At 47.5% G+C, this 22,716-nt stretch carries 13 protein-coding genes; 6 read left to right on the forward strand and 7 right to left on the reverse strand.

The annotated features are described in order from the left end of the window. Window positions 1–90 precede the first annotated feature (90 nt). Together H6H02_RS07595 and H6H02_RS07600 are read right to left on the reverse strand one after the other, a co-directional pair. Window positions 91–894: an ABC transporter permease gene (locus tag H6H02_RS07595; RefSeq protein WP_190816211.1), complete on the reverse strand. Its 804-nt coding sequence runs from the start codon at window positions 892–894 to the stop codon at window positions 91–93. Further along, a complete protein-coding gene (locus H6H02_RS07600) occupies window positions 895–1,950 on the reverse strand; it encodes an ABC transporter ATP-binding protein (RefSeq protein WP_190816213.1) in 1,056 nt (351 codons plus the stop codon). A gap of 99 nt (window positions 1,951–2,049) precedes the next feature. Between H6H02_RS07600 and H6H02_RS07605 the strand changes: the two genes are divergently transcribed. Both H6H02_RS07605 and H6H02_RS07610 read left to right on the forward strand, forming a co-directional pair. Continuing rightward, window positions 2,050–4,107, forward strand: a complete 2,058-nt coding sequence (locus H6H02_RS07605) for an S-layer homology domain-containing protein (protein WP_190816216.1) — start codon at window positions 2,050–2,052, stop codon at window positions 4,105–4,107. Between the two features lie 255 nt (window positions 4,108–4,362). Next, on the forward strand, window positions 4,363–5,076 hold the full coding sequence (locus H6H02_RS07610) for a hypothetical protein (RefSeq protein WP_190816218.1): 714 nt from the start codon (window positions 4,363–4,365) through the stop codon (window positions 5,074–5,076). A 41-nt stretch (window positions 5,077–5,117) separates the two neighbouring features. Here H6H02_RS07610 and H6H02_RS07615 read toward each other — a convergent pair whose 3' ends face one another. Beyond that, window positions 5,118–5,678, reverse strand: a complete 561-nt coding sequence (locus H6H02_RS07615; RefSeq protein ID WP_190816220.1) for a phycobiliprotein lyase — start codon at window positions 5,676–5,678, stop codon at window positions 5,118–5,120. A gap of 137 nt (window positions 5,679–5,815) precedes the next feature. Here H6H02_RS07615 and H6H02_RS07620 point away from each other — a divergent pair, with 137 nt between their 5' ends. After that, the gene (locus H6H02_RS07620; protein ID WP_190816222.1) at window positions 5,816–6,340 is read left to right on the forward strand and encodes a calcium-binding protein; all 525 of its coding nucleotides are present in this window, start codon (window positions 5,816–5,818) and stop codon (window positions 6,338–6,340) included. Between the two features lie 71 nt (window positions 6,341–6,411). Here the strand turns inward: H6H02_RS07620 and H6H02_RS07625 are convergent, their stop codons facing one another. Beyond that, the gene (locus tag H6H02_RS07625; RefSeq protein WP_190816224.1) at window positions 6,412–7,083 is read right to left on the reverse strand and encodes a HEAT repeat domain-containing protein; all 672 of its coding nucleotides are present in this window, start codon (window positions 7,081–7,083) and stop codon (window positions 6,412–6,414) included. Window positions 7,084–7,355: 272 nt separating this feature from the next. On the opposite strand from H6H02_RS07625, the gene H6H02_RS07630 reads away from it, so the two are divergent. Further along, window positions 7,356–7,721, forward strand: a complete 366-nt coding sequence (locus H6H02_RS07630) for a Lin0512 family protein (protein ID WP_190816392.1) — start codon at window positions 7,356–7,358, stop codon at window positions 7,719–7,721. A 61-nt stretch (window positions 7,722–7,782) separates the two neighbouring features. Here H6H02_RS07630 and H6H02_RS07635 read toward each other — a convergent pair whose 3' ends face one another. The 3 genes from H6H02_RS07635 to H6H02_RS07645 all read right to left on the reverse strand — a co-directional run bounded on the left by H6H02_RS07635 (window position 7,783) and on the right by H6H02_RS07645 (window position 11,552). Next, window positions 7,783–9,114, reverse strand: coding sequence for an MFS transporter (locus tag H6H02_RS07635; RefSeq protein WP_190816226.1), 1,332 nt, complete (start codon window positions 9,112–9,114; stop codon window positions 7,783–7,785). A gap of 96 nt (window positions 9,115–9,210) precedes the next feature. Beyond that, entirely contained in the window at window positions 9,211–10,062 is an 852-nt protein-coding gene (locus H6H02_RS07640; protein WP_199329052.1) for an iron-siderophore ABC transporter substrate-binding protein, read from the reverse strand. A 533-nt stretch (window positions 10,063–10,595) separates the two neighbouring features. Continuing rightward, entirely contained in the window at window positions 10,596–11,552 is a 957-nt protein-coding gene (locus H6H02_RS07645) for a sucrase ferredoxin (RefSeq protein ID WP_190816231.1), read from the reverse strand. A gap of 989 nt (window positions 11,553–12,541) precedes the next feature. Here H6H02_RS07645 and H6H02_RS07650 point away from each other — a divergent pair. Further along, a complete protein-coding gene (locus tag H6H02_RS07650) occupies window positions 12,542–18,049 on the forward strand; it encodes a non-ribosomal peptide synthetase (RefSeq protein ID WP_190816233.1) in 5,508 nt (1,835 codons plus the stop codon). Then, entirely contained in the window at window positions 18,042–22,691 is a 4,650-nt protein-coding gene (locus H6H02_RS07655) for a type I polyketide synthase (protein ID WP_190816235.1), read from the forward strand. The genes H6H02_RS07650 and H6H02_RS07655 overlap by 8 nt, the downstream gene beginning before the upstream one ends. Window positions 22,692–22,716 lie beyond the last annotated feature (25 nt).

Genomic DNA, 22,716 nt, shown 5'->3' on the forward strand with positions numbered 1-22,716 from the left:
AGTCCCACCCTTTAAGGTGTGGGTTACTTGCATCTCACGCATTCGGTCTTCCCCTCGAAACAACTCCATTCGCGATTCGTCATTCGTCAATTAAGAACGCTGATAGCGCAAAGCATCGATAGATTGAGCAGTCAGAAACACCCCTAAGATAATGTAGCTTGCAAACATAATCAGACTGCTGGTATCAACCACACCTTGTACCAGCGTGTTGTAATGTTTGACTAAAGATAAATGATTCCATGCCTCTCCTAAAACGCCGCCGGTCAGTTTCGCTAAAAGCTCGATCAGCGAGAAACATAAAATTAAAACGAAGGTAAGAATTGCTGCCAAGATTGTGCTTTCAGTGAGGGAAGAAATAAACATTCCCAAGCTAAGAATCGCGGCAGCAACCAAGATTAATGCTGCATGACCCAATAGCGGCACCGCCGGGGGTAGGGGTGGGCTTGATGCATTAAAAGCGATCGCTTCGTATGCTAATAACGGCACTACCATTGTGATAAAAAATGTCAGTACCCCCAACAATTTACCCACCGCTACTGCCCAGTTTGTGACCGGCGAAGTGGCTAATAGTTCTAAAGTCCCTCGCTTGCGTTCCTCGGAATACAGCCCCATTGAGAGAATGGGCAGAATAAATAACGATAAAAAAAACATTGCCCCAAGGAAGCTTTGGAGGGTGTTATAGGCGACATCGACCGGAGGAACGGGTGCGCCGATTTGCTGCCCTTGAAAATAAATATCCAAAGCGCGATCGCTCTCACTTTGCAATGCCGTGAGGAAGAATAATCCAGCTAAAAACCAGAAAGCACCTGCAACGATATATGCCAACGGCGAAGCAAAATAGCCCTGCAATTCCTTGCGGTAAATCGCCAAAATATTACTAATAATTACGCCCATTTATTCAATTCCTCCAGATTGCTCATCTGTGGCAACGATAGCAGCAGCTTCTGCTGGCGAGGTGGCAGATGTTCCATTGCCATCGGTTTCATCCGTATCCATATCAACGACGACCTTTTCTTGAGTTGTCAGTTCGATAAACACGTCCTCAAGACTAGCGCGAGTGCGTCGCATCTCATACAATGCCACTCCCGCGCCAACTAAAACCGCCGCAATATCACGCGCCGGTTCGGTGCCCGGTTCTGATACTACACGGATTAGACGGCGATTGGGCGGTAATTCCTGGCTGGGGATGGATTCGACAAAACGAACTCCCGGCAAAACTAAAAGCATCTGTTGCACAGCTTCGACATCCCCATCGATTTCCAATTCATAGCCCGATCCGCCAGCTAATTGTGCTACGAGATTTTCCGGGCTATTCGTTGCCACAAGCCGACCGCGATTGATAATTGCCACTCGGCTGCAAGTCATGCTAACTTCCGGCAAAATATGGGTGGAGAGAATGATTGTGTGGCTACCGGCAAGGCTTTTAATTAAGTTGCGAACCTCGATAATTTGGCGAGGATCGAGACCAACCGTAGGTTCATCTAGAATAATCGCGGGTGGATCGTGAACGATCGCTTGGGCAATGCCAACCCGTTGGCGGAAGCCTTTAGAAAGCTTGCGGATGAGTACCTTGCGTTTTTCAGTGAGGTTGCAGCGTTCCATTGCTGAATTTACTTGGGATTTGCGATCGCGTCCGGGAACCCCCTTCAGCCGCGCCACAAAATGCAAAAATCCCTCCACGCTCATGTCAGGATACAAAGGTGGCGTCTCCGGTAAATAACCAATCCGCCGCCGTACCGCCATTAAATCTTCATGCACATCGTACCCAGCAATCCGGGCAGTCCCACTGGAGGCAGGTAAATACCCAGCTAAAATCCGCATGGTTGTCGTTTTTCCGGCACCATTTGGCCCCAAAAAACCCAAAATTTCCCCAGGTTCCACTTTAAAAGTGACATCCTGGATGGCTGGGGTCGCGCCATAGATTTTGCTTAAATTTTCAACTTCGATCATTATGGGTCATCGGTCATTGGTCATTGGTTATTGGTCATCGGTCAAAAGCAAACAACTAAGGACAAATGACGAAGGACTAAATTCAAAACTCTTTACTTTATGGGTCAACCAATGCTTTATGTCAACCCAGCAACTGGCAAAGATAACAGTGTCGGGAACTCATCTGCCCCACTGAAGACGCTTACTCGTGCCCTGAAGCAGGCTCAAGCCGGAACTTCGATTCAGTTGGCATCGGGGATTTACAATGCAGCGGGGGGAGAAGTGTTTCCCCTGGTAATCCCGGCTGGGGTGACGGTGGTAGGGAATGAATCCAGCAAAGGCAAGGGAATTCAAATCGAAGGCAGTGGGGACTATATTAGCCCAAGCTTTGGCTCCCAAAATATTACCCTACGGCTGGAAACGGATGCCCAACTGCGGGGAGTCACGGTAACAAATCGGGGGGTCAAGGGGACAGGGGTTTGGATAGAATCGACATCCCCCAGGCTGGCAAATAATACTTTCACGAATTGCAGTCGTGATGGGGTCTTTGTCACAGGCACCGCTAAACCGGCAATTTTAGATAATGTATTTATCCAAAATGCTTCCACAGGTCTTTCCCTCGTCCGTAATGCCAAGGGGGAAGTCCGTCGGAATGTGGCACAGAAAACAGGTTACGGGATTTTAATTGGGGATCAAGCGGCTCCTTTAATTACCGATAATAAGATTTTTGCAAATCGGACGGGGATTTTGCTGTCTCGTGACGCGAATCCGGTGCTGCGTCGCAATCTAATTGAGAAAAATACACAAGCCGGGATAATTATCAATGATGTTGCAAAACCGCAGCTAGGGAGCCGTCAAGACCCAGCGGGGAATATTTTGCGGGATAACGGGGAAGTCGATCTGCAAAATCTAACCCGGTTTGCGGTCGTCTCAGCGGGAAATCAGCTGAATCCAGCGCGGGTGCAGGGAACGGTGGAATTTGTGGCGGCGACGGTTGCCGGTTCTAGTTTGACAATGGGGCCTGCCCAGTTTAGCGATGTTGCCGGTTATTGGGCGGAAGCGTTTATTCAGGCACTAGTGGCGAAAAATCTGATGAGTGGCTTCCCGGATGGGACGTTTCAGCCAGAAGCAGCAATGACTCGCGCCCAATATGCCGCAGCGATCGCGAAAACCTTTAACTTGCCGCCACGACCGGGAAATACAAGTAGTTTCAAGGATATTCCAGCAGATTTTTGGGCGGCGGGGGCGATCGCCAAGGCGGCATCGATGGGTTTTATCTCTGGGTTTCCAGATAACACCTTTCGACCAGGGCAAAATCTGACGCGGGTGCAGGCGATCGCATCTTTAGTGAGTGGTTTGGCACTGACGGGGGGCAATTCTAGCGTTTTGGGAGTTTATGGCGATCGCGCTCAAATTCCCAGCTACGCCACAGATGCCGTCGCTGTTGCCACCACCAGGCGCATGGTGGTGAATTATCCCCAAGTTCAACAACTCGAACCGATGCGGGACATTAGCCGTGCCGAAGTTGCCGCACTCATCTATCAGGCATTAGTTACCACCGGGGAAGTCAAGGCGATCGCTTCTCCCTATATTGTCAATCCGGAGGTGAATCCTGACTCGTCCCTTCCTAGCTTCAGCGACATTCAGGGACACTGGGCAGAGAATTCGATTCGAGGATTGGCAAATCAAAACCTGCTGGGTGGCTTTGCCGATGGCACTTTCAAGCCAGACGATCGACTCAATCGGGCGGGATTCGCGGCTTTGTTGGTGAAAGCCTTTAACCCCACTTCCAAACGCCCAGCCATCCAGTTTACCGATATCCCCCCGACTTTCTGGGCGCAGGCGGTGATTCAACAAGCTTATAGCGGTGGCTTCATTACCGGCTTTCCCGACCAAACTTTCCGCCCCCAGCAGCCGGTTCTGAGAGTCCAGCTGATTGTCTCTCTGGTGAGTGGATTGGGCTTTCCGTCTGGGGATGAAAAACTCTTAGACAAGTACGAAGACCGCGAGGCGATTCCCGCCTATGCCCGCCCTGCTGTTGCTGCCGCTACACAAAGAGGTATCATTGTGAACCACCCGGCACCCGCACAACTTAACCCAAATCGAGAAGCCACACGAGCCGAGGCAGCTGTTATGGTTTATCAGGCATTAGTTGCCACTGGACGATTGCCTGCTTAATCGGGGCTTTTGCATTTGGAGAAAAAATTTTGGGCCGCGATTAATGAACGCCTGTCAATGAGCGCCCGTAGGCGTAAGCCTTCTCAAAGGGGATGCGACCCCTACTGACCCCATATTTTGCTTCTGTTATCAAATACTTCTACTGGGCTAGTGATTAGAATGCAAGATGTGAAGATAACCAATGACCAATGGGTGATGACAGCGAATCGCGAATCTGTGATTAATATTATTTCTGGTCTGCCTAGTTAACGTCTGATGACAGAGTCAACTCAAGACTCAGCTACTGCCTACGCAACAACGCTGCTTCTTTACTATTGTTTTGAACTGATTAGGGGTTACACGGCTGAGGAATTGGTAGCCCACTGGCTCCGCAACTACGAAGCCAACTGGGTGCGTTTAGCCGTGATTGAGGCGCTCTATCAGGGACGTTACAAAGCGATTTCTGTCGAGCAAATCTTAAATTTCTGGTCTCGGCGCGGTCAAGCCCTGTATCACTTTAACCATGATTTTGAGCGCTTGGTTTGTCGTAATTTTCCGCAAAATTTGACGGAAGCAGTCGAGCCGCTACCGGCAACCTTCGCTGCTAACCCGGAGCCGAGTCTAGAGCGAATCAAGGTTAAAGAGGCGATGAATCCAGTTGAGTCATCCTCAACGGAAGCAGCCGCTGCCAGTAACGAGGCGATCGCGCTCGATCGCCCAGTTGCGATCGCCCAAACGCCGGTTTCCCCGGCAGAGGCTGCCGCTTCTGTCTTGTCAGAACCGACAAACACCAACAACCCTAGGGACGTTGCCAATTCAGAAGACGCCAGCGCCAGTCTCTCGCTGCGTCCTAGCCACAAAAATTATCAAGCAGATTGGTCGCGCTGGGATGTCAGCAAGCGACCAATACACCAGTTCATCCCAACGGCAGATGACTCAGATTTTTACCACAAACTCAAAGCCGTCGCCCAGAGTGATGAAGAGACTTAAGCCATTGAAAATTCAAAATGAACAATCCTCATCTTTAATTTTTAATTGTTTGCGACAGTATCAGTGGCTTTTTCTGCTGGCTTTGTGACGCCCATGCGAATTTCCGAGCAAAACGAAGCCATTGAGAAGCCGCCAAATCGCTTTAAAATGCTGGCTCGTAGCCGCAAGTTTTCGCTAGCAAACCAGATGCGTTCTTCCGAGTACATCGTTTCATACTCGGTAATCAGCGTGAATGAATCATCGTTACCGATGACATAACGACCCGCAACCGATGCTTTCTCGGCGTAACCCATGTCACGGAGCAACTGACCTTCGTTGGGCTTCTCCGGGTTGGGAATCGGGACGAGAACGCTAGAACCCTCGTGCTTTTCTTGATCCCATTCCATCGTGCCATCCCAGCTAACGCGAGCGCCTCCCCAAGCTAAAGCTGGGTCAACTTCGTACTGTTCGCAGAGCTTGATTACTTCCGGATCTTCTGCCGAGAGCATCTCAATCTTGATGTCTGACTTGCCACTTTCTGCTTGCTTGAAAGCCAGATGGTGACTGGTACGCTGGGAAAACCATTTGCCTGCACTCAGCTGGAAAAACTCTTGAATATCCATGAATCAAACTCTTCTGGACTAATAATTTTTAACATCACTTTAAATATCTTAGATTGACCAGTCGCTAGAGAGAGTAATAACCGCTGACCTCTACTTTATAAAAGATTTAAGAGTTTTCGGATGAGTAAACCTGCATCATGTCTAGAATTCATGGCACTCCCAGCGATGACTACATTGAAGCTACCCAAGGCGACGATGTTATTTTTGGGTATGCTGGCGACGATACCCTGGTTGGCAAGTCAGGCAACGATATCATCCACGGTGGACAAGGAAATGACCTGATTCAAGGGGGAGAGGACGAGGATTCCCTGTATGGCGAATTAGGAGATGACTTTTTACTGGGGGCTTCCGGGCGCGATCGCTTATTCGGCGGTAACGGGGATGATGTCTTGCTTGGCGGCGAAGATGACGATCGCTTAGATGGTGGCCCCGGCAATGATGTCTATGTTTACGCTCCCGGCGATGGTTTTGACACCATTGAGGATGAGTCGGGAATCGATATCCTGCGATTAGACGACATCTTCTCGAATGAGATTACGGTTGATTTCGTCATCGGTGGTTGGCTGTGCGTATCTTATCAGGGTCAGCCCATCGTCAAAATGCGCGGTGTGGAGCATATCCAGGTAGAAGATGGCTTATTTTCCGTTGCTCGCTGGCTGTAAGCGATTAAAAATGTTTGGATTAAAAATTAAAAATGGAGAAGCCCCCATTTTTAATTTTTATTTTCTAATTTTTAATTGTTTTCGGACAGCCGCTTCAGGGAGATGGTGGCAGCAGTCGCAACGTGGGGATGACGGTCTTTTTCTAGGTAATTGAGCGCTGAGAGACTTTTCTCGCTGGGGAGGTGTCCTAGGGCTTCTGCGAGCCGCTGACGGACAAGCCAATCGTCAGATTGGGCAAAGCGGAGGATTTGATCGACGGCTCCTACTGCTTTGATTTCGCCAAGTGCCGCGATCGCTGCCTGTTGCAACACGACTTCTTCGCTATCTAACGCCCGAACCAGTACGTCGAAAGCGCGGGGGTCTTTCAAATTGCCTAAACTAACGGCGGCGCTGAAACGCACGAGCCAATCTGTATCTTCGTAGAACGCCCGCACCAAGGGTTCAAATCCTCTGATGTCGCACAGGTAGCCTAAAGCACCGGCGGCGTCGGCGCGAATGCCATAGTCGGGGTCAGTTTCTAGCAATTTTACGAGAATCGGAAAGCATTCTTCTGTCGGTTTAAGACCCAGCGCAAACACCGCCATTGAGCGAATTTGCAGGTTTTCGTCGTCTAAAACCTTTTTGATCAGGGGTACCGCGTCATCTGCCGAGACTTCACGCAAAGAGGCAAGTGCCAACATGCGATCGCGCGAATTCGGACTTTCTAGCTGGGCACCAATATTTTCTAAGCTGGGATGAGTCATAAAATCCTAAGCTTTTTAATAAATCTTAACACAATTGAGCAGGCTATCTCAGGAAGTGGTGGAGAGAGGGAGATTAGTCCGCGCAGAGTTAAGCCTTGAACGTTAGTTCAGGCTAAGAGCTACAGTCAGTTTTAACTGACCCAAATACTGGTAGGGCAAACGCTTCCAACCTTTAACAGGTTGCGAGCTTTACGGTGAGAGATTTATCTCAAGGCTCTGATGTCAGTGCCATTCGGGTTAAGTTAAGTTTTAACGTTAAAAATGAGGTGAGTGTGGCACGTAAACGCTTGATTATCGAGATGGGGATGGGAATCGATCAGCACGGACAGGAACCAACTGTCGCCGCAGCCAGGGCGGTCAGGAATGCGATCGCTCACAATGCTTTGCCGGGTGTCTGGGAAGTTGCAGGTTTAAGCGACCCCGACCAAATGATCGTAGAAGTCCAGGTAGCAGTGCCTTACCCAGAGCAAGTGCGGGAAGCAGAAGTATTAGCTGTGTTGCCTTTTGGTCGCAAAACTCTCACCGTTGAGTCTGGCGGAATGGTGGTTCAAGGTCGAGCAATTCCCTCGCTAAATGATAAGAATGACGAAATGCTGATCGCGGTTGCTGCGGTTACAGTGCTGGTCGAAACTGATTAGCTACCGAGAGGAAGGGATAAAGACAGTGGTTCTACCAGCTTCCCAAGAGCGTTCAACTGGACTATCTGGAATCCTCAACTTTGGCGAGCTGGCTCAACCGATCTGGCTCAACATCATGGTCGGGTAAGCTGATTTCCACGTCGCGCAACACACGGAAGCCATACCCACCCAAACCTATCAGCAATAAGCTGATGGAAGTGATGACATACAAAAGCGCCATTCCTGCACCCGATCCCGTGCCGAATAGCGAGCCGAGGATGGGTGCAAGAACACCTCCTGGCATCATCGCTGGTTCAAAAACACGATCGGCAAGTGGCCCAGCGATTAAAAGAGCGATCGCGCTAACGATTTGTTGAATCGTCGAGCGGGCAGCGAAAACCCGTCCTTGGACATCTGGTTTTACCTTGCTCAGCAAGATTGCTGTGTTGGAACTGCTCAATAAGGGAAAATTGAGCGATGAGCAGAACTGAGCAGGAAGCCAAATCATTAGTGTCTGACCCAGACCAAACACGGTTTTACTCAGACCCGCCCCCACCATTGCCAGTAAAAAGCCGTGGATACGGCGTTTAGAACCGCCCCAGGCACTCAAGAGAAACGCTCCCGTCACCCCACCGAATCCGGCTGCTGAACCGATGCTGCCTAACACCCTGGCATCATTCCCCGTGCGTGCCAAAATCATCGGCGCATACAAGGCAGCGCCCAAATCGTGGGCAAACCAGAACAAAGATGCCACGGCGATAATGGCGAACAGACCGGGACGCGCCAGAATATATTGGAAGCCGAAGATAATCGGCTGGAAGATCCCTTTATCTTGGGGGGATGTCTCGCTACTCGTGGGTTGGGGGATATGGATCTTGAGAACGGTGCCGATCGCGATCGCAAATGTAACGATGTCAATGAGCGAGATCCCGGCAAATCCAATCGTGTAGTAAAGTACACCCGCCAGCGCCGGAGCAAGAATAATCGAACTGTAATGAATTGCAGAATCCAGACTGGTAGCACGAGTGTAATGCTGTTTAGGCACTAGCATCGCAATCGATACTGAATACGCCAGCGCTTGAATTTCGCTAAAAGCACCGCTAACCGCGCCACTCAAATAAAGATGCCAGATTTGCAAATGGTTGGTCAGGTACAGCCAAAGAATTACCAGGGTACACAAAGCTGTCACTGTGTCGCCAATTATCATCAGAAATTTGCGGTTCCAGCGGTCTACAATCAGCCCAGCAATGGGTGTAATTAAGATGCTCGGCACTAAGGTAAAGAAACCCACTAAAGCGAGTGCTGTCGCCTGACCAGTCAGTTCCCACACCCAGATTTGGATGGCAAAACTGGTCATATAGCTACCGATTGTTGAGACTAGCTGACCGATCCAAATGATGAAGAAGGTTCGCATATTAGTTTGGTTAAGGCGGTTTCCATCCGAGTGTAATATCCCTCCTGTGGCTGAATGTGGTGTTTACGTCCTGCGGCGATTCTGGCTGAATCCCAATTAGGAATGGAAAGATTGTGTCACGGCAAGTGTAGGCAATTCCTTGCGATCGCTTGATTGGTCTGTCAAGAGATATTTAAACAAGTCATCAAGAACCCGATTGGCTCCGATAATCCCCCAACTGCCAATCCAGGAATCGTTATTTACTTGGTAAACCTTACTTTGTTTCACTGCATTCAACTGGAACCAAAGCGGATGATTTGTGAATTGGGTTAACTTAGATTCTTCACCTTCTCCGAGTACCAAGAAAATCGCATCGCCCTGCATTTTAGGAATGAGTTCTAAGGAGAGATTCTCTGAGTTTTTATCTTTATTCTGTGCTGATGGACGAGGCATACCGATATCATTGAGGATGAGTCCGCTGAAAGAGCGCTTCATGTAAATGCGGACTTGATCTGCCCAAAAATTAACTACCGATACCTGGATTTGCGAGAGGCGATCGCCCATCTGTTCTCTAAACGTTTCAACGCGGTGATTATAGTTACTTAAGAGTTTTTCGGCTTCTTGTGTCTTACCCAGCGCTTCGGCAAATGTTCTCAGCCACTCTTTCCACGTAATACTACCTTCAACGAAAACTGTCGGGGCAATTTTTGATAGCTTGCCATAGATTCCTTCGTCCCAAGACCAACCTAAAATCAAGTCGGGCTTCAAAAGTAAAATTTTCTCCATGCTTGGTTGTCCATTTATGCCAAGTTTTGCAACTTCTTCGGTTTCATTCCGAAGATAAGAGGGAAAATTTCCATCGCCTAAGGTTGTGGCACCTACAGGCTTGATACCTAAAGCTAAGACGTTCTCCAAGTTTCCCAGCACAATCACTCGCTGCGGATTTACAGGAACCTTGGTTTCTCCCATTGCGTGCTTGACTACTCGTACAGCTTGAGATTGCAAATTAGGAGAAACGTTAATACTGTTATTTGTCTCACTTTTTCTGCCGTTGCTCCCGCAGGCGGAGACGATACAAATTGTCAGAAGTGTTATGAATAGTAGTCGGACATTACGTTGACTATAATTCTTTGCTAATTTCCAAATGGGATAGCATTGAAGGATAGAACACCGAAAGTAAATCGAGATTCTATTTAAAAAATTAGCTGTCTTTTTAATTAACCACATATAACTATAAAAACATTAACTAACCACAAAAACGTACTAAATAAGCGGAATTAATCACTTTTTGGATGGGTTAGCTTTCTTTGTAACCCATACATATGTGGGTTTCCTACTATAGAAGTCCGATTTAAATTATGATTTAATTTATAAATCGCGAAGGCGCACTAGCGAAGCCATGAGCCTTCGCGCTATAGAGCGAAAAGGAAGACTGAGAAGAAAGATCCAATATTTCATGAATAAATTAGGATTGCTAGAGACATTTTTTTATCAATTCGTGTTTACTGCGGAATAATTACCATATTTTTTACATCAAATTGGGTGAATTTATATGATTCAGTCCCGTCACACTCCCCTTTTAAATGAAGAGTTTTGTTTTTATCTTCAACAATCTCTGCTCTATAACTGCCCAAAGCTCCATTCGGGGTTTCAAAAGTTATTTCAACTTGATTGAAACTTTCATCTTCGTTCTGGTCAATTATCTGATAGCCGACTTTATAATTAAACCAATCCCAGCCATGTTTCAGGATGAGTTCTTTTTCTAAAATTTGAGCTGACCAAGGTAAAATCCCCCAACCACGATAGACATGGTTTAAGCACTGAATGTCACCAGTCCTTGTCAGAATGGCGGCAAATGATTCTTGGTTGAGTCTGCCATAGTATCTTCCCTCGGGAAAATCAATAGCAGTAGGGGCAAAGCGATGACCGCCAATATGACTGGCTTGCCAAACGCGGACTCGATCGAGTGATAAGTCAGAGACAGTGGCTAAAGCAGCTTTGTAAAAAGGATTGCCATACTTAGCGCAACATTTATCATGGCTACCGTGAGTGCATACTAAAATATCTCTGGTTTGAATATTTATCGCCTCCTGTTCTGGAGTGTTTCCTGTTAAACAGTCCTTCAGCAAAGAAGCTATATCATTGATATCTGAAACCAGAAATTCTTGCTTCGTGTAACCTGCCGAAAGTCCGGTTTTTGCTCGAAAAATTATCAGGCGCTTGTTGCGATCGCATTTAAGTTGATTGCTATGAATCAAAACAAACCTAACCGAAAGTGCCTCTGTATCAATTTCTTCTTTTAAAGCTTTTAAATTAGCCGGGAGGAATTTTGAATCCAGTGCATTGGGTGTCCAAGGAGGTGGACATTCAATCAGTACATAAATTTTGTGATTCGTCGCACACCCGATAATCTCTTCTCCCGCTTGGCGTGACTCTTCGGCGCAAAAGAACCCATTCATAGCTTGATTACGTGCGACATCATAATTTGTTGTGAGTTTTACCTGGTGGGGTTAGTTATTGAAATTTATTATCACTAGCTCAGCAACATATAACGTCTTATCTGGCAATGTCAAGGGGATAAAAAAATTTAGTCTATTGAGAACTCATGTCAGTTTTTTATTAAAATACCCGATTCAGCGTCCAGAAAAATTTGCACGCGATTCGCCCAAATCCCCAACCCCTTTCCTGGGAGGGAAGGGGCTGGGGGTTAGGTCTGGGAGCGCTTTGAGCAAAAGAAGTCACTTGGGCATACATACATTCTTTGGCTAACTTTGGCTAAGTGGAAAGAAGTTGATTGCTCCCCTAAATCCCCGCGCTATCGCACCGCTACGCCAGAAAAAAGCGAGATTTTGAGTTTATTTTCCCTTTTTAAGGGGTTGGGGGCAGCGAAGCGGGACTTGCAAGTTCAAGAAGACTTGTGTGTACACCGTAGCCTTGTAGGGGCAGGGTGGGTCAGAGGTGAGAATTGACTGTACAAGCCTCTGGGGGTGAGCTTCAGGCTAGTTTAAGTCATGCTTTCCCCAACTTCAGAGAACCGAAGGTCAAAAATCTTTTTTGAAAAATAATTGCGATTGCTACTTGCCAAACTTGCAACCTTTGTACTAAGGTTATCCAAGCTTATTAAAAATGAATGTCAATAGCAGAAAAAAATTACCGCTAAAAAACCTCTTGCAGAGGAGCGTTGGCTGGAACGCCAACACCAGGATTTGTGAAGGTTTTTGCTCTGCCGAGGGTTCCTAAAACTCCCAAAAACGTCGATTTAACAGCAAATACAGATGAAGCGCTCAGTTTTTAATCCAACCACCCGGTTTGGAGCTTGAGATGGGCGGTTTCCGTTCGGCAATGCGAATCTTTGACGAGAGAGTTTGACGGGATAGTTTGAACTTTGTGGTCGGATTCAATCGTTCAGGGTTGAAAAAGTCAGGGTTGAAAAAGCAGAAAAAGTAACATGGTCAATTTTTGCCAAGATTTTCCAGAAAACCCGCCCAAGAAAATTGCCACTTTAGCAGACATTCTGCGCTACAGAGCCGTAAACGAACCGGAAAAACTGGCGTTTACCTTCTTGCAGGATGGGGAAACACTAGGCGAGAACCTGACTTATCGAGAGTTGGATCGGCGCAGTAGAGCGATCGCATCCCGGCTGCAAGCGCTGGGGTTAAGTGGCGAACGAGCTTTATTGCTTTATCCACCGGGTTTGGATTATCTAGCGGCATTTTTCGGTTGTTTGTATGCAGGAGCGATCGCAGTTCCCGCTTATCCACCTCGCAACCAACGCAACACGCCGAGAATTCAAGCAATTTTGCAAGATGCACAGGCGAAAATCGCACTCACCACAACGGCGATTTTTGCGAAAGTGCGATCGCTTCTGGCTCAAAAAACTGACTCAGATGCTTTAAATTGGCTCACCACAGACAACATTGCCAACGGTATCGAAGAGAATTGGGAACCGCCAAGCATTCATCAAGACACATTAGCGTTTCTGCAATACACCTCCGGTTCTACAGGGACACCGAAAGGAGTCATGCTCAGTCATGGCAACCTGCTGCACAATGCCGCCATGACTTACCGACTCATGGAACATTCGCCCAGCAGCAAATTTGTCTCCTGGCTACCGATTTACCATGACATGGGACTGATTGGTGGCGTCCTGCAACCCTTGTATGGCGGGTTTCCTTGCCACTTAATGTCCCCCGCGTCTTTTCTGTTGAGTCCGTATCGCTGGCTGAAAGCGATTTCTGACTACCAAGGGACTACCAGCGGTGGCCCGAATTTTGCTTATGAACTGTGCGTTCAGAAAATTACACCTGAGCAAAAAGAAACCCTTGATTTAAGCAGATGGAGTGTCGCTTTTAACGGTGCAGAACCGATTCGCCAAGAGACTTTAGAGCGGTTTGCAGATGCCTTTGCTTCCTGCGGCTTTTTAAAAACCGCTTTTTATCCCTGTTACGGGATGGCGGAGGCAACCCTAATCGTTTCTGGTGGCGTTAAGGCAGCAGTTGCGGTAACGAAAACCGTTCAAAAAACGGCATTAGAACGCAATCAAGTCATTGATGCGGATGATGACGACAATTCCCAGCCTCTGGTCGGTTGCGGGAACACCTTACCAGAACAGCAGATTGCGATCGCTAATCCTGAAACTTTAACCCGATGTGCGCCAGATGAAATTGGTGAAATTTGGGTTTCAGGCCCTAGTGTAGGTCACGGTTATTGGAATCGACCAGAGGAAACGGCGCAAACCTTCCACGCCTACCTGGTAGATACAGACGAAAAGCCTTTTTTAAGAACAGGCGACTTGGGCTTTTTGCACAATGGGGAACTGTTCATCACAGGTCGAGCCAAAGATTTAATTATCATCCGGGGTCGAAACCTCTATCCGCAAGACATCGAACGAACGGCAGAATGCAGCCAGCCAGGATTACGTTCTGGCAGTGGTGCGGCTTTTGTGGTAGAAGTCGGCAATGAAGAACGGCTGGTCGTGGTGCAAGAGGTGGAATTTCGCTCGAAACCGAATGTTGAGGAAGTCACCGCCGCCATTCGTCAGGCAGTTGCAGAAGAACATGAGATACAAGTTTATGCGGTAGTTCTGATTAAAGGTGGCAGCATTCCCAAGACTTCTAGCGGGAAGATTCAACGCCGCGCTACTCGTGCGGAGTATCTTGCAGGTGAATTGGATGTTATTGGTAGCAGTATTTTAGAGAATTCCTATCCTGTCGAAAATGAAGATGCTCTCACCCGCGAGGAGTTGCTGGCTGTTGAGTCGGAAGAACGTCAGCAGCGATTAGAGGCTTATCTGCAAAGGCAAGTGGCGCGGGTGCTGGGTGTTGCGTCGTTTGAATTAGATTTCGGGAACGAACCGCAGAGGACGCAGAAGAAGAATCACAGAGGAAATATTAGTATTGAGCAGCCTTTGAGCCGTTTTGGTCTCGACTCGTTGATGGTTTTCGAGTTGAAGAATCGGATCGAGGTTGATTTGGGGGTAGCTGTATCGATTGCGGATTTGTTCGAGGGGGTTAGCATTACCCAACTGGCAACGCAGATACTCGACCAACTTACTCAGGCGATTCCGTCTGCGTCAATACCTTTGTGCAGAGTTGAGAAAACTACTGACGAGTATCCACTTTCTTTTTCTCAAGCTAGATTGTGGTTTGTCAATCAACTGCAACCAGGAACTCCGGCTTACAACATTCCCATTGCGGTTCGCCTGACGGGACGGTTGGATGTGCCAGTGCTGGTTCGCAGTATTCACGAAATTATCCGGCGACACGAAATCTTGCGGACAAGCTTTGCCGTAGTGGAGGGCGAACCCGTGCAAGCGATTTCTGGGGAAAGCTACGTCACCTTAAATTTACCAGAGGTGGATCTGCGGCAATTGCCCGATGCTGAGAGACAAGCGCAAGCGCAACAATTCGCGATCGCAGAGGCTCAAACGCCCTTCAACTTGGCACAACCACCGTTATTCCGGGCAAAACTGCTGCATCTAACCGCAGAAGAGTCGATGCTGCTGCTGACGCTGCACCACATTGTTGCTGATGGTTGGTCGGTTAAGGTTTTCGTCCGAGAATTGACAGCACTTTACGAAGCTTTCTCGACCGGAAAGCCTTCGCCACTCGCTGAACTTCCCATTCAATATGTTGATTATGTCGATTGGCAACGACGGTGGTTTTCCGACGAGAGGCTAGAAAGCCATCTGAATTATTGGAAGCAGCAGTTAGGGGGAGAACTTCCTGTATTAGAGTTGCCGACTGACCGGGCGCGATCGCCAATTCAGACTTTTCGGGGGGCGCAGCAAACGTTAGTGCTGCCCAAAGCATTGACTGAGGCAATCAAAATGCTAGGTCAGCAGGAGGGTGTCACCTTATTTATGACCTTGTTGGCGGCGTTTCAGACGTTGCTTTACCGTTATTCAGGACAAGAGGACATTTTAGTCGGTTCGCCGATTGCCAACCGCGATCGCGCTGAGCTGGAATCCTTAATTGGGTGCTTTGTCAATACCTTAGTGTTGCGTACCGATTTGGCGGGAAATCCCACCTTTAAAGAATTATTGGTGCGAGTGCGAAAGATGGCAATTGATGCCTATGTTCACCAAGATTTGCCTTTCGAGAAGCTGGTGGAATTACAGTCAAGTCGGGATCTGAGTTATAACCCGATATTTCAGGTAATGTTCGTCCTCCAGAATTCCGCATTATCGACGGTTTCGTTACCAGAGTTAACTTTAAAAACTGCGGAAATTGAGAGTGGAACCGCAAAGTTCGATTTATTCCTATCGATGATGGATACCGAACAGGGATTGATTGGGACGCTGGAATATAACACCGATCTATTTAATGCGGACACCATCACCCGGATGTTAGGGCATTTCCAAACCTTACTAGAAGGAATTATTGCCGATCCAGAACAGCGTTTATCAGATTTACCGCTATTAACTGCATCTGAGCGTCATACTTTGCTGGTGGAGTGGAATGACACTCAAGTTGATTACCCCCACAAGTGTATCCATCAATTATTTGAGCAGCAGGTAGAAAAAACACCAGATGCGATCGCATTAATCTTCGACAATGTAGCGTCGGGATTCATTGAGTCTCTAACTTACCGCGAGTTAAATAACCGAGCGAACCAGTTAGCGCACCACCTGCAACAGATGGGCGTGCAGCCAGATGTTCTCGTTGGCATCTGTATGGAGCGATCGCTGGAAATGGTAGTCGCTCTTTTAGGCATTTTAAAAGCGGGTGGCGCTTATGTACCTTTAGACCCCACGTATCCGAAAGAGCGCTTAGCGTTCATGTTGGCAGATGCCCAAGTGTCACTGCTGCTAACTCAACAATATTTGGTTAATCAATTACCGCAACATCAAGCGATTATCTGTTTAGATACTGACTGGGAAGCAATTACCCAAGAGGGTACAGAAAATCCTATTTCATCTGCTACACCAGAGAACCTGGCTTATGTAATTTATACCTCTGGTTCCACAGGAAATCCCAAGGGAGCGATGAATACCCACCTGGGGTTAAACAATCGCTTGCTCTGGATGCAAGATACCTACCAATTAACAACAACCGACCGAGTTTTACAAAAGACTCCCTTCGGCTTTGATGTATCAGTTTGGGAATTTTTCTTGCCTTTGTTAACAGGTGCAAGTCTCGTTTTAGCTAAGCCCGGTGGTCATCAAGATAGCGGTTATTTAGCCCAACTGATTGCCCAGCAAAGAATCACGACACTGCATTTCGTGCCCTCAATGCTGCAAGTATTTTTAGAGGAGCCGGGGCTAGAAAAATGTAACAGTCTCAAGCGAGTATTTGGTAGCGGCGAAGCCCTGCCTTTTGATTTACAAGAACGCTTTTTTGCGCGTCTGGATGCAGTAGAATTACATAATCTCTACGGACCGACAGAAGCCGCAATTGATGTTACTTTTTGGGCTTGTCAGCGGAACAGTCAACGGCGAATTGTTCCCATCGGTCGCCCGATTGCCAATACACAAATATATCTCTTAGATTCACATTTACAACCTGTCCCGATTGGCGTTCCGGGAGAGTTGCATATTGGCGGTTTTGGTTTGGCTAGAGGTTATCTAAATCGACCAGAGTTAACCCAAGAAAGGTTTATTGAGAATCCTTTGAAAGACCTAACCCCCCAGCCCCCTTCCCTGTTAGGGCAGGGGGAGAATTACTCCCCTCCCCTAACAGGGGAGGGGTTGGGGGAGAGCCGCCTTTACAAAACTGGAGATTTAGCCCGCTATTTGCCAGATGGAAATATTGAATTTCTGGGAAGAATTGACCACCAAGTAAAAATCCGAGGTTTCCGAATCGAATTGGGCGAAATTGAGGCGGTGTTGGGACAACATCCACAGGTGCGAGAAACGGTGGTCATTGCTAGGGAAGATATGCCCAACAATCGCCGATTAGTTGCTTATATCGTTCCGAATCAGGATGCTGAAGTTTCGATTAATGAATTGCGCGATCGCTTAAAACAAACTCTTCCTGAATACATGGTGCCTTCGGCTTTCGTATTCCTAGAAGCTTTGCCGCTGACACCCAATGGAAAAGTCAATCGTCGCGCCTTACCTGTTCCGGAAAATCAGCGTTTAGAGTTAGCAGTTTATCAACCTCCCCAATCGGAGATAGAAAAAACAATTGCGACTGTTTGGCAAACGGTACTGAACTTAGAGAAAGTCGGGATTCACGATAATTTCTTTGATATCGGGGGACATTCATTACTGATGCTTCAGGTGAATCACAAACTGCGGGCAGTTTTTAACCGAGAGATATCAGTCGTTACTTTATTTCAAAACCCAACTATTTATTCGCTGGCGCAATATTTAAGCCAACAACAGCCTGCTTTTGAAGAGATGCGCGATCGCGAAGTTAGACGCGATAGTGTCCAGCGCGCTCGAAAGCAAATAGAGGCTATCAATCGCCAAAAAGAATTATTGAGCAAGCAAGGTAGAAAGATTTATGGATAGCGCTACAAATTACGATTCTCTGGAAGGCATTGCCATTATCGGTATGAGCGGACGCTTTCCCGGTGCTAAGAATAATGTCGAAGAATTTTGGCAAAATTTACGCGATGGAGTCGAATCAATTTCGGTCTTCACCAATGAAGAATTAACAGCTTCTGGAATCGCTCCAGGTTTACTCGAAAATCCCAATCATGTAAAAGCTGGTGCCGTATTAGAAGATGTCGAGTTTTTTGACGCTTCTTTCTTTGGCTTTAACCCCAAAGAAGCGGAAATGACCGACCCGCAACACCGGATATTTTTAGAGTGTGCTTGGGAAGCGCTGGAAAATGCTGGTTACGACACTCAAAGATGTGAAAGTCGCATTGGCGTTTATGCAGGTGCCAGTCTAAATAATTATTTATCTTTTAATTTAAATCGCGACCAAATTGGCTCGGCGGACAGTTTCCAAAAGTTGATTGGCAACGATAAAGATTTCCTCACAACTCGCGTTTCTTACAAATTAAATCTCAAAGGGCCAAGCCTGACCGTTCAAACGGCTTGTTCTACTTCATTAGTGGCGACAACTCTGGCTTGCCAAAGTTTATTAAATTACCAATGCGATATGGCATTGGCGGGTGGAGTTTCGATTCGGGTGCCGCAAAAGACAGGTTATTTGTATCAAGAAGGGGGAATTTTATCTCCGGATGGTCATTGCCGCGCCTTTGATGCTGATGCACAGGGAACCATTATTGGTAATGGTGTGGGAGTGGTTGTTTTAAAAAGATTAGAGGATGCGATCGCAGATGGCGACTGCATTCATGCGGTCATTAAAGGTTCGGCGATTAATAACGATGGTTCTGAGAAAGTCGGGTATACAGCACCCAGTGTCAACGGACAAGCAGACGCGATCGCAGAAGCACTGGCGCTAGCTGGAGTCGATCCGGAAACTGTCACCTATATCGAAACTCACGGAACTGGAACCAGATTAGGCGATCCGATTGAAATTACCGCGCTTTCTAATGTTTTTGGTGCCAATACCGAGAAAAAAGGCTTTTGTGCAATCGGTTCCGTCAAAACCAATATCGGTCATCTGGATGCAGCAGCGGGAGTCACGGGACTCATTAAGACGGTTTTGGCGCTGAAACATAAGTTGATTCCACCCAGCTTGAATTTTCAACAGCCAAATCCTGAGATTGATTTTGCCAATAGTCCTTTTTACGTCAATACCCAGCTGGCGGAATGGAAGGCAAATTCAACCCCGCGGCGTGCCGGAGTCAGTTCTTTGGGCATTGGTGGCACCAATGCCCATGTGGTTCTCGAAGAAGCGCCAACCGTAAAAGCATCTGGTTCTTCTCGTCCCTGGCAATTATTGGTGCTTTCCGCCAAAACGGAATCGGCACTGGAGACGGCTACGGCAAATTTGGTATCTCACCTCAAGCAGCATCCCGATCTTCAGTTGGCGGATGTTGCTTACACCCTGCAAGTAGGTCGTCGGGCTTTTGAACATCGCCGGATCTTGGTTTGCCAGACGGTTGAGGAGTTGGCAACCCAATTGGAAACCCCTCATCCTCAAAAAGTTTTAACTCACTTCCAAGAGCCTACTGAGCGCTCCATCGCCTTCCTGTTTCCCGGACAGGGAGCGCAGTATGTGGATATGGGGCGGGAACTGTACCAGACTGAGCCGATATTTAGCGAACAAATAGACCGTTGCGCTGCCCTTCTTCAACCTCATATCGGGATGGATTTGCGATCGCTACTTTATCCCAACCAGGCGAATCCGGAAGCAGCCGCAGAAAAACTCAAACAAACTTGCTTTGCCCAACCTGCGTTATTTGCGATCGAGTATGCCTTAGCTCAGTTGTGGATGTCCTGGGGCATTTCTCCCCAAGCGATGCTGGGTCACAGCATTGGCGAATATGTGGCGGCTTGCCTTGCGGGTGTCATGTCTGTTGAAGACGCTTTAGCTTTGGTGGCGATTCGTGGGCGACTGATGCAGCAAATGCCAGCCGGGGCGATGCTTGCCGTTTCCTTGCCAGAAGCGGAGGTTAAAAGCCTGCTGAATGAGAAATTATCTTTAGCCGCCAGTAACGCACCTTCCTTATGCGTCGTTTCGGGAACCCTTGACGCTGTAGACGCAATTGAAGCGCAACTCATGGCTAAAGGGGTCGAGTGTCGGCGTTTGCATACTTCTCATGCCTTTCATTCTCAGATGATGGATTCTATCTTGGAGCCATTCATTGAGGAAGTGAAAAAAGTAAAACTGAATCCACCTCAGATTCCGTTTATCTCCAACGTTACGGGAACCTGGATTACAGCAGCAGAAGCCACAAATCCCGGTTATTGGGCAACGCATCTACGGCAAACAGTACGCTTTTCCGAGGGAATCTCGACATTACTGCAACAGCCAAATCGCATCCTCTTAGAAGTTGGTGCGGGGCGTAGTTTATGTACCTTTGCCAAACAGCATTCTCATGAAGCCATAGGGCAAGTAGTATTGCCTTCGTTACGCCATCCCCAGGAGCAAAATTCAGATATCGCCTTTTTACTCAATATCTTAGGGCGGCTTTGGCTAGCAGGAGTTTCGGTGAATTGGTCTGGTTTTTATGCTGGCGAACAACGTCACCGCGTACCTTTACCGACTTACCCGTTTGAACGTCAGCGTTACTGGATTGAACCCCAAACCCAAATCCCAGAAACCCAAATTCCAGCTACCAGTACAGGCGAAAGCAAGCCAGGGAAATCGGATATTACTGACTGGTTTTATGTTCCTTCCTGGAAGCAAATTCCCCTGGCCAAAACCAGAGAGATTGCGTCTGCTTGTTACCTGGTTTTTGTTGATGAGTGTGGGGTCGGTTCTCAAATCGTCCAAAGATTGCAACAAGCTGGACAAGATGCGATTTCTGTCCGGGTTGGAGAGCAATTTAAGCAACTTGATAGCAACGCTTACACGATTAATCCGGCTTGCCAGGATAACTATCACGCCTTGATTCGAGCCGTGCGGGAACAAGGGAAAACCCCGAATGCGATCGCGCATCTCTGGAGTATCACCCAATCACCGCCTCAGTCTTTTGAAACCACGCAAAATCTCGGTTTCTACAGCCTGATTTATTTAGCGCCAGCGTTAGGACAACAACCTGTTAGTAATTCCATTCAACTTCTAGTTGCCAGTAACAATCTATATGACATTATTGGCGACGAGCTATTGTGTCCTGAAAAAGCAACCATCATCGGTTCATGCAAAGTCATTCCTCAAGAATATCCTCACATCAATTGTCGTCAAGTTGATGTGGCGCTCTCAGAATCAGGAACCAACAACTTAGTAGAGCAACTGTTAGCAGAATTAAGGCTAGAGTCAACAGACTCCATGATTGCCTACCGTGGCAATCATCGCTGGGTTCAGACATTTGAGCCAGTCCCGCTAGAAAAAGCCAGCCCAACCCGGTTACGACAAGGGGGAGTATATCTCATTACAGGCGGCATGGGAGGGATGGGCTTAGTCTTCGCCGAATACCTCGCCAAGACAGTACAAGCCAAGTTGATTCTAATCGGACGTTCTGCACTGCCAGAAAAAGAGCAGTGGCAGCAATGGATAGCAACCCATGATGCGCTCGATCCTACCAGCCGTAAGATTCAGAAATTGCAGGAACTGGAAGCATTAGGCGCTGATGTTCTGGTAGTCGCTGCCGATGTTGCGAATGATGAACAAATGCAGAATGCGATCGCGCAATCCCTAGAACGTTTTGGTGAGATTCATGGGGTTATTCACGCCGCCGGAGTTGCGGGTGGTGGCATGATTCAACTCAAAACCCCAGAAATTGTTGAAAGTGTTTTTGCTCCTAAAGTGATGGGAACTTTGGTCTTAAATGAGGTTCTCAAAGATGTCAATCTAGACTTCGTAGTTCTCTGTTCATCCCTTAGCTCAATCCAAGGCGGTTTTGGACAGGTAGACTATAGTGCCGCCAATGCCTTTTTAGATGCCTTTGCTCACCGCAATTCTTTTAATGCTCGCACAATCTCAATTAACTGGGATGCGTTGCAAGAAGTCGGCATGGCGGTCAATACTGCCGTTCCTGAAAAGCTCAAAAAGTGGCGCGAAGAAAGTCTAAAAAATGGCATATTATCCGCAGAAGCCGTGGATGTCTTAAGCAGAATTTTGGAGAATTCGCTTTCTCAAGTGGTCATTTCAACGCAAGATTTATCCAATGCCATTGAGCAAGCTTCTAACTTTTCTTTATCGACTTATGACGCTCAAACATCAGATGATTCTAGTCAATTATCGGCAACTAGACATCCCCGACCTCTCCAAGCAAATGCCTATGTTTCTCCTCGCAATGAGATTGAGCAAGGTATCGCTAATATCTGGCAAGAACTGATAGGACTTGAAAAAGTAGGAATTTACGACAACTTCTTTGAGTTGGGTGGACACTCTTTACTCGCTGTACAAACGATTTCCCGGCTGCGTGAAACTTTCCAAGTGGAATTACCGCTGCGTACTCTGCTTTTTGAAGCTTCTACAGTCGCTGAACTCGCGACTGTAATTGCTGAAAAACAGCCTAAACCCGAACAAATTGCCGAGATTGAGCAGATGTTATCAGAGATAGAATATCTTTCGTTGGATGAAATACAAGCACTGGTTGCTAAAGAATCGCAATCAAGCTTTCATTAGTCACCCAAGAGACTAGACCTTCACA

The sequence above is a fragment of the Coleofasciculus sp. FACHB-1120 genome (assembly GCF_014698845.1).
GTDB lineage: Bacteria > Cyanobacteriota > Cyanobacteriia > Cyanobacteriales > FACHB-T130 > FACHB-T130.

What these genes read in the sequence shown, in the direction of transcription:
- H6H02_RS07595 (WP_190816211.1), bottom strand. Translation starts at nt 894, where the DNA reads ATGGGCGTAATTATTAGTAATATTTTGGCGATTTACCGCAAGGAATTG.
- H6H02_RS07600 (WP_190816213.1), bottom strand. Translation starts at nt 1,950, where the DNA reads ATGATCGAAGTTGAAAATTTAAGCAAAATCTATGGCGCGACCCCAGCC.
- H6H02_RS07605 (WP_190816216.1), top strand. Translation starts at nt 2,050, where the DNA reads ATGGGTCAACCAATGCTTTATGTCAACCCAGCAACTGGCAAAGATAAC.
- H6H02_RS07610 (WP_190816218.1), top strand. Translation starts at nt 4,363, where the DNA reads ATGACAGAGTCAACTCAAGACTCAGCTACTGCCTACGCAACAACGCTG.
- H6H02_RS07615 (WP_190816220.1), bottom strand. Translation starts at nt 5,678, where the DNA reads ATGGATATTCAAGAGTTTTTCCAGCTGAGTGCAGGCAAATGGTTTTCC.
- H6H02_RS07620 (WP_190816222.1), top strand. Translation starts at nt 5,816, where the DNA reads ATGTCTAGAATTCATGGCACTCCCAGCGATGACTACATTGAAGCTACC.
- H6H02_RS07625 (WP_190816224.1), bottom strand. Translation starts at nt 7,083, where the DNA reads ATGACTCATCCCAGCTTAGAAAATATTGGTGCCCAGCTAGAAAGTCCG.
- H6H02_RS07635 (WP_190816226.1), bottom strand. Translation starts at nt 9,114, where the DNA reads ATGCGAACCTTCTTCATCATTTGGATCGGTCAGCTAGTCTCAACAATC.
- H6H02_RS07640 (WP_199329052.1), bottom strand. Translation starts at nt 10,062, where the DNA reads ATGGGAGAAACCAAGGTTCCTGTAAATCCGCAGCGAGTGATTGTGCTG.
- H6H02_RS07645 (WP_190816231.1), bottom strand. Translation starts at nt 11,552, where the DNA reads ATGAATGGGTTCTTTTGCGCCGAAGAGTCACGCCAAGCGGGAGAAGAG.
- H6H02_RS07650 (WP_190816233.1), top strand. Translation starts at nt 12,542, where the DNA reads ATGGTCAATTTTTGCCAAGATTTTCCAGAAAACCCGCCCAAGAAAATT.
- H6H02_RS07655 (WP_190816235.1), top strand. Translation starts at nt 18,042, where the DNA reads ATGGATAGCGCTACAAATTACGATTCTCTGGAAGGCATTGCCATTATC.